Consider the following 12,232-nt stretch of genomic DNA (forward strand, 5'->3'; position numbering starts at 1 on the left):
ATATTATAATTTATAGTAAATGCTTCGTGTAATCGATGATGTTATATTGTTTTTTCCAGGCAGTCTGTATTGCAGTTCAACCGGATAGAACTGGTTGCCCTGCAGGTCCGGGAAGAGCGATGTCATCAGACGGCTGATAGCCGGTGTTGCCTGTCCGCCACTGAGGTAATAACGATTGGCTTTGTTGAGCAACTCATGATAATCATCATTGGCCACAAAAGAAACGTAATACATAAAGCGGCAGCGGCCTGGTCTGGATGGTGCATACCCATCGTTGATAGCACCATCTTCCAGTTTATAGCTGGCGATATCGTTGTTATACAGCCGTACAGCATCCAGCGGCGGGATGCCACCGGTGACAGTAAGGTCCCTGGTGATATTGATAGACGGATGGAACGGATAATTGTTGTACAACAGCGGCATCAGCTGGTTTTGCAGCCATCCGTTGTTGGTGCCGGCTCTCAGCGTGATCATCGGTTTGGTAGAGAAAGTAGCATCCCCTTCGATCTCAAATTTGTCAAAGGTTTCTTCTGCATCAAAACGTTGTCCGATGACACTGATGTAATTGGTGGCGATATCAAACATATCCCGCGGATCAGAAGTGGCGTTCATTTTCTCCGCAAAAGTGCCGTAGCGGCTGGTGCGGAAACTATATGCGATCACTTCTTTGGTAGCAGCGGAGGTAGCATTACCTTTCAGCGCTTTCTGGGAGAAAGTGGTGGTATCTCCCTCTTCACTGATGGTAGTGGTATTTTTGGTCACCACGTTGTTGGCCGCTTTTTCACCGTCCAGTGAGGCACGGGTGATGCTAAATCCGTAGATGGTTTCCCTGGACAGATTCGCCGGGATATCGAAACCTACTTCCGCAGCATTTTCACTGTAAGACACTGGTACATCCATCGCCTGGCCTTGTGCAGCCGTCATTGCGGCGGTCACTTTCCATTTTTTACCGGAGCCGTCTACCGGCGCAAAGAGATCGGGCTGACCACGTTTTAATTTGATGTATCCTTTGTTGTACTCTTTTGGCAACAGGTTATACTGACGACGAACAGGATAAGCATAGGCTACGTTCTCCCATGGAATATAGTCAGGCGCTTCACCGGTAGTGAAAGTAGCAGACTTGGTTTCATAATCGATGTTATTGCCATTTTTCAGCGCGTCCCAGCTGCTGCCGTTCTGACGATCGATATGTACTTTGGCAGAAGCAGTCAGTTTGCTCAGCGGAGGCAGGATATCGCGGAGTGTGAGCGACGCGGAAGAGCCGTCGGCAGCCAGTTCTACACTACCTTTGATCTCGTTCTGGTCTTTCATCAGTTTCAGTTCGTCGAGCTGAATGCGGTAGGTAGCCACTTCATCAAACTCATTCATCATGCTGAAAGATTTTCCTACTGCCATATTGAAGGCCACCTGTGGTGTGGCAAACACACTTACATCATTGTTCTGATCGTCCGGTTTGATATCAGAGATCACTACTACGTTGAGTTCTTTGGCCCCTACCAGTTCGCACTGGGAACCTAATTCAATTTTGATATTGGCGGTTCCTTTGATCAGTCCTCCCAGCACGGCGTATTTTACACCCACCATACCACGGAACCAGCTGGGGTTGGGCAGTTTAGCCTGTAACAACACTGCGGCAGAAAGTTTAGCGATGGAGAATCCTCTTTTCTTACCAAATACTTTCACCCGGATACCTACATCTCCTTTTACGAATACATAAGCCTGACCAGAGGCGTACCAGCCGTTGAAGCCGATCACGCTGTTACTACCTTTACACCTGGCCTCTCCGTAGTTGCGCAACAGGATGTCTGTTCCGGCACCCAGTGCAAAATCGCCGTACACACCGAAGTCGAATGAGAAGCCCGCACGGAAGTGTGCGCCGAAGCCAAATCCACCGCCTTTGCTCATGGCGTTTTCCATGGCCATGAAGTTGGTGTTGACACCATCAAACACTTCTTTGACTTCCTGTGGTACGTCTGGCATATCTTCCACCTTGCTGCCCATCATGAAATAGGTCTTTATCTCTGCCAGTCCGAGGATATTGAGGCCAAACATCTGGGAAGGACGACCGATATAGAACCACCATTCGTTGGGGGCCATATGGAAGGCTGCCTCTCCTACAAGGCCATTTTCGTTGATACCACGCAGTACTCCGGCTATATTAATATATGTTTTAAAGCTGGCGTCGTAGGTGCTGTTGACATTGTCATATCTCATTTTAAACTTCACCCATACCGGAGCCGACACATCTTCTTTTGCATCTTGTTTGTTGACCGCTTTTTTGGCTACGTGTACCACATATCCTGCACCATCAAACTGGGCGTAGCGGAAACCACCGTCTGTACCGAACTGTACTTCCAGGGCCACGTTGGCATTAACCACCGTTTCCTGTGCAAAGGCCAGGGATACACCACCGATGAAGCCCAGCCCTGCATCACGGGTAGGCACATACTGAAATATTTCAGATACATCTTTCATCCCGCCTTTTTTATCAACTGCATCACGGGACTCATAAGGGTCAAAAGAGGAAGGTCTTTCCATATGATAAGACATACCACCCATCAGGCCGGTGATCTGCAACATCCCTATCGGGATGGTTACGCCGATATAGGCGTCCACGTGCCAGTAGCGGTAATCATCCTTGGAGCCGAAATAAGCCGTGGCCTTGGCTTTGGGGATAGGGCCGGGAATGGAGAAATCCAGCATGCCTCTGAAACCATTACCATACACCGGATGGTTATCGAAGATGGTGAGGATGCCATGCATGGAAAAGGCCATTACTTTTACAGTAAGGTCGATATCATTCACCGTCACCTTATCCAGTTTCCAGCGGGTCCTTGTTTTCTGTACTACAGCGCCATCTACAGTTACAGACTGTATTTCATCCCGTTGTTCGGCGGTCACTACAAAAGACGTTTTACCACTGAACCCCTTATCACTGGAGTTCATAAAGTTGAGCTTAACGGTGCCGCCTATACCGATTTTACCTTCAGAGATACCGATGTTGAGGTTTTCAAATCCGATAGGGAACCCTCCCATTTTGGAACCACTGGAGTTGGAGATATCGAAGGTGCCGCTGTGTACATAAGGCTTCTGGGTAGACAGGGTCAGTTCCTGGAAGCTGATATTGTTGACATTGAGGAAACTTTGATTGAGGGTCACTTTACCGTTCAGCACCGCCATTGGCACAAAATCTTTTTCTGTTTTGGTGATCTGGATACGGCTGTTTTTATCAAGTGTGATTTCTCCGGCAAAGAATTTATATTTCTTTTCAGCGGTAGTTTTCACAGCAAATGAATAATAGGTATCACCGCCACGCATGCTGATGGAAGCATCGTACCCAAGCGGATCCTGTCCGAGGAAATCCAGCTGCAGCATACCTGCCAGCTGACCACCATTGAGTTTATTTTTACTGAAAGAGATACCTATCTTATCCACTGACAGTGGCCAGCCACCAGCGCTGGCATCTCCCAGCGGGAGAATATTTTCTGCGGTGATGGCTCCGCTCACACCCTGATCGTCCAGGATAAAATTGGTGACCGCTACTTTAGGTCTGCCCTTCTGTGTGGCCAGTTGCTGCGGCAGTCCTACTTCCAGTTCCTGCAGGAAGAAGCCCCGCCATAACAACGGGCTGCCCGGATCGGCCAGCATATCACTGGTTACATTCAGTCCGGCAGGGTTAGCGATATCGCTCATGTCTACCGTGGCGTTCTTCACTTTAAAGCTGAAGTCTTTGAGGCCGTTGATATGGAAGGCAGGTATGTCTACGCTGGCCATTATGTTATTCAGGTCGTGTACATTGACCTGCATGGCGGCCCGCAGTTTCTCTGTTTTAGGATCCTCCGGCTGCAGCCAGGCTTTATCGAATTCAAAAATTCCGCTCAGGTTGGCGGCCCGGAAACCATTACAGTCCCACTCCACATAGTTGGTACCATCGCCGGGAAATATCAGGTCGAGGTGATCGTTGATGGGAATATTTTTTTCACTGAGCAGTACCAGTTTGGTAGATCCTGATGCAGAGATGCCTCCTGGTGTGAAAGCCACATTTTTAGCGCCGAATATCAGTTCACTGTTGGTGCCCGGAAACGTAAAGCGGAAGTAGGCATTGAAGTAAGCACCAGTGGGCGTCATATGAGCACTATCGATCGCGATCACATAAATTTTTCCATTGATCTCCCTTACCAACCCAATGGGGAGGTTGCCCATTTCTTCGCTGCTGAGCGCATTGACATAACGTCCTTTTTCTTTGATACTTTTGAAGACACCTGTCACATGATCGATCAGATCGCCCTTTTGGGCTGTATCGGCCACTGGTGACGTGTACAGGGAGTCTGTAGCGTAACAGGGTTGAACGCAAAAAAACACAAATGCCAGCAGCAATGCAGACAATGCATGGAAAGGGTTAGGGATATATTTGAACATCGGTCAACAGGATAGGCCCTTAAAAAATATATTTCACGGTATTAATTTCAAATATATATTAAATTATATAATTAACTAATTTTTTAACCCGTAAATAGTGGCTTGGCAATATTATCTTATTTTTACCCCTCTAACGGAAAAGGCTATATCAGATGAGTGTAATAGACTATATAAAAGGAGATGCCACCCGGCCGGTGGGCAACGGCAACAGGATCATTGTTCATATCTGCAATGACATCGGTCGTTGGGGTAAAGGGTTTGTACTGGCCATTTCCGCGCGGTGGCCCGAACCGGAAAAACAGTACCGTGACTGGTACGCCGCTGCCAGTAACTTCGCACTGGGACAGGCTCAATTTGTAAAAGTAGCACCAGACATATGGGTAGCCAATGTGATTGGCCAACATAAAATCGTGAATGGCAAAGGCGGCATCCCTCCTATCCGCTATGAAGCCGTACAAGAAGGACTAAGGCAGGTCAGCAGCTTCGCCCTGGAAAACAACGCTACCGTGCATATGCCCCGCATCGGCTGTGGACTGGCAGGAGGCACCTGGGATAAAATAGAGCCTATCATTATCCAGGAACTGGTGAATAACGGCGTGGCGGTGACGGTGTATGATTTTGAATAATCGGATGAGTTGATTTGTTTTGATAACGAGGAGGTTTAAACTGATCATGTCACCAATCTAATTTATACATTTTGAGGAATGTGCTATCTGTTGGTCGCCACTTTTCTTTATCCTTAAAAAAAGTCACCTCAAACGTAGTTGTTCCTCCAATTACTTCAATTGTATCAGACATCGCTAATTCATTGACCTGATATTGCATCAGTATGCTATCTCCCTTTATTAAGCGTTTACTGGTAACGACCCAGGGGCAGTCCGGACCTCCACCACCGAAAGAGTCAAAGTAGCTCTGCATAATATAGGACATACTATCCTGAGGCTGAATGTTTTTAAAAATATAAGCGTTGGAGGAACAATAACCACTGCCTGTACGACAAATCTTCAGACAATAATAATCGCCGTGCTTTACAAAGCCATCAAAATTACGCCAGCAGCAGGGATAATTCCAGTGGATATAACGTTCTGCTTTAACAATACTATCGTCCGTAGTGATCTCTGTCAAAAGATGGGTTTCACTTCCCACATCCAGCAAACAAGCCATGATATTCCCATCCGGTTGGCGGTAATATTTACCGAAGGTATCTGTATCCGGATAGAGCGTCCATCCGCTCGCAGTTGTATCTGTAAGATGATTGTATTTCAGGATATTCAGTACATCGTTTTTCCGGATAAATCCGGAATCCTGTGTAAACAAAGCTGATCCGGGCTTTACGGGAGCACTACAGGCGGCCAGCAGCAAAACAAAAAGGCAGATACATCGCATATCTCATAGGTATTATCTAAAGCCGGAAGCATTTCAGTTCTTCCCTGTCAGTTTTTTAATCAGTCCGGTAAAGCTGTCTGCGTACTGTTCAAATTGCCATGATCCCTGACCATGTTGGGCGGTATACACCGGCGCGTCTCCGTCTTTTATGTCGGAGAGGTCGAGGCAGAAAGGATCTGCGGCATCGTCACCAATCACCAGCAGATGTGTGGGCCAGTCTTTCAATGTTTCACCAGTGACGGCATTAAAAGCATAACCACCCTGGCGCTCCAGCAGTTCATGCGCTCCGTACAGGTGAAGACCTTCTATAAGATCTGCTCCTGGCAGCGTTACCTTCAACGGAGAATAGTGTTGCAGGAAGGTTGTGTATACAGCAGGAAGTGCCCACTGGGCGGTAATTTGTGTCATGTCTTTCTCTGCTGCTATCACCAGCCAGTCCTGCGGATTGGAAGGGTCTTTATGTTTGCGGCGTCTTTTTTCCAGCTGCTTATCCAGCTTCGCCATCAGTTTTTCAAAGGCTGTACCGGGATGTAACAGGGACGGATGTACGACAGGAGGCGCATATCCTTCACCATCGGGATAACCCTGTTCCTGCCATTGCAACAGCTCAGTAAGCCGCAGCTGTTCCGGTTTCCAGTAGCCGGGATCTGAAGGCAGCTCACGGTCAAATGGCTGCCGGCTGTACAACGCAATACTTTTGATGGCTTTGGCTCTTTCGCTCACGGGCTGGGTTTCATGGATGGCCAGTGTTATCAATACTGGATAAGCTTCCCGGCCGGCGGTTTTAAGTAGTCCGTCTATCCCCCAGTAAGTGAGGGCCGGTATGGTAATGCTCCATTCGAAAAAAGGACGCCAGGCCGTTTCTCCGGGCGCTACCAGCCCGATAATATCAGTCATCAGAAAAGCCCGCCAGTGCAGGAGTTGCCCTTCCCGGGCATATTGTGTCAGGCTGCGGACCACCGCTTCGCGGTCTTTGCCTCCAAAAGTCTTTATCAGTTTGTCTTTCATCGTTGAAAAACGACTGCCGTCTTTTTCTTCATACAAGGCTGCCACGGCAGCATCAAAATTCACGCTCATACTGCAATTTAGGACAAACACAAAAAATAACGGGAAGGGCTATACTAAATCTTAGTGTTTTTCTATTAGTTGCTGTACTTTTTGTTCGAGAGAAGCCTGCCGGGCTTTCAGCTCTCCTACTTGTTTTTCCAGCACTTTGTTCTTGCTGTTTTCTTCCATCAGGTACAAGGTGAGTTCAATCATGATTACTTGCTGCATACAGCCAGCTATACGGGTATTCATCGTTTGGTGACTTCAGCTTTTGCCTTCCAGCCAGCTCTTGAATTCCGCCACCCTCTCACGGCTAATAATAACATCAGTATCAACATAAGGTACTAATTGAAGTATTAATCTGCTATTATAATAAGTGGTGATTTTTTTTATGGCATCGATATGTATGATAAACTGCCTGTTGATCCGGAAAAATACATTCCGGTCCAACATCTTCTCAATCTGATCCAGTGAATAGTCCAGCGGTAAACGTTGATTCGTTACCGTGGTAGCTACTGTCATGCCCTTGGTAAAATGCAGATAGGCAATATCCTGTGCTTTCACATATACCAGCTGATTGTTGATCTTACCGATAAAACGGGTACTGTTGCGGCGCATAAACTCCTCCGCAATCCTTTCAATGCTGATGGCACTGGCAGCCGCTGGCCGGAAATGTTCATATTTCTGTAAGGCCCGTTTTAACTCCCCGGGATCGATGGGCTTCATCAGGTAATCGATACTGTTTACCTTAAAAGCCTGTAAGGCAAAACCATCATAAGCCGTAGTGAAGATAACCGGTGTAGACACCTTTATTTTGCTGAATATCTCAAAACAGTTCCCATCAGACAACTGTATGTCCATCATCATCAAATCTGCACCAATGCCTTGTTCCAACCATTTCAGTCCTTCCGCTACCGACTCAATAACAGCAACTACTTCTATGCCCGGATCATACTTATGCAGCAACTGTTTCAGGCGTTCGGCATTATGCATTTCATCTTCAAATATGACAATCTTCATGTGACAGTAATAATGGGTATTTTTACAATAAACATTTCATCAGACTGTTGTATCTCAATTCCACGGTCGCTGATCAGCGCATATCTCTTCTGAATATTCTCCAACCCTATCCCCGATGACAGTTCAGCACCCGTTTTCCTGCGGACAGGATTGGATACCACGAGGCAACCATCTTCATTCCTTACACTGATCACCAGCGGATCGTTGGCTGAAAACCGGTTATGTTTGATCGCATTCTCTATCAGCAACTGCAGGGATACCGGCGGGATCATCCCTTTGCTGCGTATCTTCTCCTCTACTTCAATCTCAAACTGTATGCTCTGCTGATGGCGTATATGCATCAGAAACAAATACGACTCCAGAAAGTCCAGCTCTGTTTGTACCGTCACCAGGTTTTCGAACTTCTTATCCAGGATATAACGATAGGTTTTGGCCAGCTGTGTAATATAATCTGCCGACAGGTCGGGGCTTTTGTACACCAGGTTGGTGAGCACACTCAACGAATTAAAAAAGAAATGCGGATCTATCTGGTTGCGCAGGGCATCATACCTGGCCTGTATATTCTCCCGCATCAGCCTTTCTGCCTGTACCTGGTATTCCTTCCATGCTGAATAATAGTAGATGATACCGTTGAAAGTCAGTATCAGCAGGTAAAACATAAATATGCCAAAGTTCAGATCATAACTCAGTGCCTTGAAACTCTGCCAGGCTTCATAACGATGAAACAGCACAATGTCCGATACCGCATACAAAAAACCAAAACCAAAAGCCGCTACCATCCCATACAATATCAGCGCACAACAAAGCACAGCCAGTCTGCGGGATGCTGCCACCCCGCCTATCCTTCTCTCGATCATGCGGGTCAGCCATACCGCTCCTTCCCATACCAGCAGCCCGAAAGCCACATAAAAAAGGCTGAATACCCAACCCCGTAAGTCCATCACCCTCAGGTCATTCACAAAGGTGTGATCAAAAGATTTGAAGATAATGCTGAAAGTGAACAGCACCAGTATCCTGGAGAGATACAGAAATACTTTGCTGGAGAATAAAGGTTCGTTTTCCTGGAAGTTCATAGTTTACCCCTGATCTAAAAATAGTTATTTTCCCTGAACCAGTGGAAAGCACTGCTGATCGCCTCTTCCACCGGTGTATACTTAACATGCAGCTCCCGTTCAGCTTTCTTCCCGGAATAATAATTATCCATACACAACATATAGGCAGCCGTATGATTCAACCGTCCTTTTACGCGTGCGAAACGCTGTAGCAGCGAACCTGTTGTGCCGGCTATCCTGAGCACAGTTTTAGGTATCCTTATCATTAGTTTTTTTTCGCCGGTGATGCTGTTGAGGATAGTATAGAATTCACGGTAACTCAGGTTATGCCCGGCCAGCAGGTAACAGTTGCCGGTTTTGCCGTATTGGATGGCATTGACAATACCTCTGCACACATCCTGTATATGGACAAAATTCTTTCCTCCCGGCGGATAAAAGAGTACTTTCTTTTTCAGGCCGTACAACAGCAGTTTACCGGAACTGGGCTTCACATCGCAAGGTCCTACCATAAAAGTGGGGTTCACCACCACTGCCTCCAGCCGGGAAGCTGCCACTTGTTCAAGCACATACTGTTGTGCCAGGTATTTGGTATTGATATATCCGGATCGTGCACTGAAAAGTGTGAATCCATTCAGTTCACTGCCAGGATATAGCCGGCTGCCAGGCCCGATGGTATTGGCCGTACTCACATAGATCAGGCGTTCTACCCGTTGATGAATACAGGCCTCCACAATATATTGTGTACTGGTATAATTGATCCGTTCGTATTCTTCGAAAGTAATATTCCACTGGTCGGTGATACAGGCCGCATGCACTACAATATCACAGCCGGCTACGGCCGCATCCACATCATTTTTGTTATCGATATGGCCAAAGAAAACCTCACAGGGAATATCGGCAATTCCTTTCAGATCGGCCGTAGGCCGTATCATCGCTTTGACATCATATCCCAGGCGGTACAACTCCCGTGTTAGGTTGGAACCCAGAAACCCGTTGGCCCCTGTTACTAATACTGTTTTCATACTCAGACAAATTGTATTTCCTTCTTTACTTCCCGCGACACCAGTCTCAATCTGAAAGCCAGTGGCAGCAGCTGCATCAGCCGGTGATTGATACGGTTCATCAGTCCCGGGATAATCACCCGGCACTTGCTGAACGTACCGCTGAGCGCTATAGCCGCAATCTGGGAGGTATTGAGCAATCCCATTCTCCCTTTAAAGCCCTGGCCAATGATACGCCGGGAAGTATGGGAGTTGGTCATGATAGGCCCGGGATACACCACACTCACAAATACACCGGTGCCCGACAGCTCTTCCCGCAGCCCCAGGAAAAAGGAAGAGATAAAAGCCTTGGAAGCCGGGTATACCGTTTTGTATGCAATAGGCGTAAAAGCGGCCATACTGGCGATGTTCAGGATATAACTCTCCCTATGCTGCAGCAAATGTGGTATCAGCAGCCGTGTAACGATCACGGTACTACGTATATTCAATTGTATGATACTGTCTATTCTCTCCAGTGATGTATCTGTGATGAAAGATGTTCCTCCGATACCGGCATTATTGATCAGGAAGTCTACCTGGTACTGTGACAGCACCTCTGCCAGCACCTGTTGCAATAAGCTGGTATTCGTCATATCAAATTCAAAGAAACGGACGTCCACCTTATATTCCAGCTCCAGATTTTCTGCCAGGGAAAACATGTTCCCTCCCGGCAGCGCTATCAGGATAAGGTTACGGCCCATCGCAGCACATTGCCGGGCCAGTTCCTTTCCCAATCCTGAGCTGGCACCCGTGATCATGGTGTACTTTGTATGTTGCATGTTGTGGCTAAGGTTAGTACACACAAAAATGCAGTAGCGCGAAGCTACTGCAAACGATTTTTTTTTGAATTGACGTAAAACTGCGATGAGTTGTGATGTTTTGTGATGGACCGTTACCAGGTGCCGGGCGGTGTTAAACGTTGTCCAATCCCGCCATCCACGAGTATTTCCTCGCCGGTGGTGAAAGTGGCGTCGAATGCCATAAAGAGGACGGCTTTAGCCACTTCTTCGGGAGAGCCGTGCCGTTTCATAGGCGTAATGGCATCGCCTACTTCACGGAAGGCAGCCCTTTCTGCTTCGGTGGCGTCTGTTACGCCCATGGTAGGAGTATCTGTAAACCCGGGGCTGACCGCATTTACCCGGATATTCTGTGGCAGCAGTTCAGCAGCAAAACTCTTTGTAAAGGAATAGAGTGCGGCCTTGGTGCCTGCATAAACACTCATGCCGGGGATACCAGACCCGTTGGCCACTGAAGTGGTAAATACTACGGAACCACCCGGATTAATCAGTGATGCCAGCTGTTGTACGGTAAAAAAGCTACCCCTGGTATTGATGGCAAACATCTCATCGTATATTTCGGGCGTTACACTATCGAAGGGGGTGAGGGAAGAGATACCAACGTTAACGTACAGCAGATCGATGGTGCCCAGCTGCTCTTTTACTGTCTGTCCCAGTTTTTGGATATCCGCGATGCTGGCGGCGTCAGAAACAACGGCATGTGCCTGGCTGCCCAGTGTCTGGGCGGCTTTCTCCACATTGGCGGGGTTGCGGCCGGTGAGTAATACGGTGGCACCTTCTGCCAGCAGCATTTTCACCACTGCCAATCCGATCCCGTGTGTACCGCCTGTTACTACTGCTTTTTTTCCTGCGTATTTTCCTGTGTTCATCTTCATTTGTTTTTAGTGAAAAATTTGATGCTGCAAAGTGACGCAGATAAAGCCAGAGAGTCAATAAAGGCAATTATCTTCTGATACGGATAATATTTTCCGTATGCCCCGTTTAGGGAAATAGGGATAAATTTGTCAGGGTCAAAAAATGATAACGATGTACGAAAAGAAAATACCTAAAGAATTCACCTGTGGCATGGCTGTATTGATGGAAATCATCGGTGGCAAGTGGAAGTCGTATCTGATATATCTGATCAAAAACGGAGTTAGAAGGCCGGCAGAGCTGCAGCGCGCAGTACCTTCCGCCAGCCGCCGTGTGCTGGACCTGCAGCTGCGTGAACTGGAGTTTCATGGTATTATCAGGAGGGTGATCTATCCGGAGATGCCGCCCAAAGTGGAATACTACCTGACTTCATTCGGTGAGTCTATGTTGCCGGTGGTGGCATCTATGGAGGAATGGGGGCTGAAGTATATGGATACTTTCAAAATGCTGATGGAAGAAAAAAAGGAGGCTTTGCCTGAAACAGGGAAAGGGGTAATCAAACAGATAAAAACAAATAAAGTGTACGATTTGCCAACAGCAGCCAACCAGTGAAAGCGGT

At 47.4% G+C, this 12,232-nt stretch carries 11 protein-coding genes; 2 read left to right on the top strand and 9 right to left on the bottom strand.

Annotation, left to right across the window (positions count from 1 at the left end; translation table 11 throughout):
* Positions 1 to 3: 3 nt before the first annotated feature.
* Positions 4 to 4,419, bottom strand: a complete 4,416-nt coding sequence (locus tag KD145_RS06255; RefSeq protein ID WP_212005049.1) for a hypothetical protein — start codon at positions 4,417 to 4,419, stop codon at positions 4 to 6.
* 152 nt (positions 4,420 to 4,571) lie between these two features.
* On the opposite strand from KD145_RS06255, the gene KD145_RS06260 reads away from it, so the two are divergent.
* Positions 4,572 to 5,045: a macro domain-containing protein gene (locus KD145_RS06260; RefSeq protein ID WP_212005050.1), complete on the top strand. Its 474-nt coding sequence runs from the start codon at positions 4,572 to 4,574 to the stop codon at positions 5,043 to 5,045.
* A gap of 49 nt (positions 5,046 to 5,094) precedes the next feature.
* Here the strand turns inward: KD145_RS06260 and KD145_RS06265 are convergent, their stop codons facing one another.
* From KD145_RS06265 to KD145_RS06300, 8 genes are all read right to left on the bottom strand, one after another.
* Positions 5,095 to 5,805, bottom strand: a complete 711-nt coding sequence (locus KD145_RS06265; RefSeq protein WP_212005051.1) for a hypothetical protein — start codon at positions 5,803 to 5,805, stop codon at positions 5,095 to 5,097.
* Between the two features lie 33 nt (positions 5,806 to 5,838).
* Positions 5,839 to 6,882, bottom strand: a complete 1,044-nt coding sequence (locus KD145_RS06270; protein WP_212005052.1) for an SMI1/KNR4 family protein — start codon at positions 6,880 to 6,882, stop codon at positions 5,839 to 5,841.
* Between the two features lie 51 nt (positions 6,883 to 6,933).
* The gene (locus tag KD145_RS06275; protein ID WP_212005053.1) at positions 6,934 to 7,080 is read right to left on the bottom strand and encodes a hypothetical protein; all 147 of its coding nucleotides are present in this window, start codon (positions 7,078 to 7,080) and stop codon (positions 6,934 to 6,936) included.
* Between the two features lie 36 nt (positions 7,081 to 7,116).
* Positions 7,117 to 7,872 (bottom strand): LytTR family DNA-binding domain-containing protein, encoded by a 756-nt coding sequence (locus KD145_RS06280; protein ID WP_212005054.1) that lies wholly within the window; start codon positions 7,870 to 7,872, stop codon positions 7,117 to 7,119.
* Positions 7,869 to 8,945 (bottom strand): sensor histidine kinase, encoded by a 1,077-nt coding sequence (locus KD145_RS06285; RefSeq protein WP_212005055.1) that lies wholly within the window; start codon positions 8,943 to 8,945, stop codon positions 7,869 to 7,871. The genes KD145_RS06280 and KD145_RS06285 overlap by 4 nt, the downstream gene beginning before the upstream one ends.
* A gap of 14 nt (positions 8,946 to 8,959) precedes the next feature.
* A complete protein-coding gene (locus KD145_RS06290) occupies positions 8,960 to 9,946 on the bottom strand; it encodes an NAD-dependent epimerase/dehydratase family protein (RefSeq protein WP_212005056.1) in 987 nt (328 codons plus the stop codon).
* Between the two features lie 2 nt (positions 9,947 to 9,948).
* Positions 9,949 to 10,743: an SDR family oxidoreductase gene (locus KD145_RS06295; RefSeq protein WP_212005057.1), complete on the bottom strand. Its 795-nt coding sequence runs from the start codon at positions 10,741 to 10,743 to the stop codon at positions 9,949 to 9,951.
* Positions 10,744 to 10,856: 113 nt separating this feature from the next.
* Positions 10,857 to 11,630 (bottom strand): SDR family oxidoreductase, encoded by a 774-nt coding sequence (locus KD145_RS06300; protein ID WP_212005058.1) that lies wholly within the window; start codon positions 11,628 to 11,630, stop codon positions 10,857 to 10,859.
* Positions 11,631 to 11,787: 157 nt separating this feature from the next.
* Here KD145_RS06300 and KD145_RS06305 point away from each other — a divergent pair, with 157 nt between their 5' ends.
* The gene (locus KD145_RS06305) at positions 11,788 to 12,225 is read left to right on the top strand and encodes a helix-turn-helix domain-containing protein (protein ID WP_212005059.1); all 438 of its coding nucleotides are present in this window, start codon (positions 11,788 to 11,790) and stop codon (positions 12,223 to 12,225) included.
* Positions 12,226 to 12,232 lie beyond the last annotated feature (7 nt).

It is taken from the genome of Chitinophaga sp. HK235 (assembly GCF_018255755.1).
Classification (GTDB): domain Bacteria; phylum Bacteroidota; class Bacteroidia; order Chitinophagales; family Chitinophagaceae; genus Chitinophaga.

Excerpts from the sequence above, each read along its gene's own strand:
- KD145_RS06265 (WP_212005051.1), bottom strand. The coding sequence starts at position 5,805 with ATGCGATGTATCTGCCTTTTTGTTTTGCTGCTGGCCGCCTGTAGTGCT.
- KD145_RS06290 (WP_212005056.1), bottom strand. The coding sequence starts at position 9,946 with ATGAAAACAGTATTAGTAACAGGGGCCAACGGGTTTCTGGGTTCCAAC.
- KD145_RS06255 (WP_212005049.1), bottom strand. The coding sequence starts at position 4,419 with ATGTTCAAATATATCCCTAACCCTTTCCATGCATTGTCTGCATTGCTG.
- KD145_RS06275 (WP_212005053.1), bottom strand. The coding sequence starts at position 7,080 with ATGCAGCAAGTAATCATGATTGAACTCACCTTGTACCTGATGGAAGAA.
- KD145_RS06280 (WP_212005054.1), bottom strand. The coding sequence starts at position 7,872 with ATGAAGATTGTCATATTTGAAGATGAAATGCATAATGCCGAACGCCTG.
- KD145_RS06270 (WP_212005052.1), bottom strand. The coding sequence starts at position 6,882 with ATGAGCGTGAATTTTGATGCTGCCGTGGCAGCCTTGTATGAAGAAAAA.
- KD145_RS06285 (WP_212005055.1), bottom strand. The coding sequence starts at position 8,945 with ATGAACTTCCAGGAAAACGAACCTTTATTCTCCAGCAAAGTATTTCTG.
- KD145_RS06300 (WP_212005058.1), bottom strand. The coding sequence starts at position 11,630 with ATGAACACAGGAAAATACGCAGGAAAAAAAGCAGTAGTAACAGGCGGT.
- KD145_RS06295 (WP_212005057.1), bottom strand. The coding sequence starts at position 10,743 with ATGCAACATACAAAGTACACCATGATCACGGGTGCCAGCTCAGGATTG.
- KD145_RS06305 (WP_212005059.1), top strand. The coding sequence starts at position 11,788 with ATGTACGAAAAGAAAATACCTAAAGAATTCACCTGTGGCATGGCTGTA.
- KD145_RS06260 (WP_212005050.1), top strand. The coding sequence starts at position 4,572 with ATGAGTGTAATAGACTATATAAAAGGAGATGCCACCCGGCCGGTGGGC.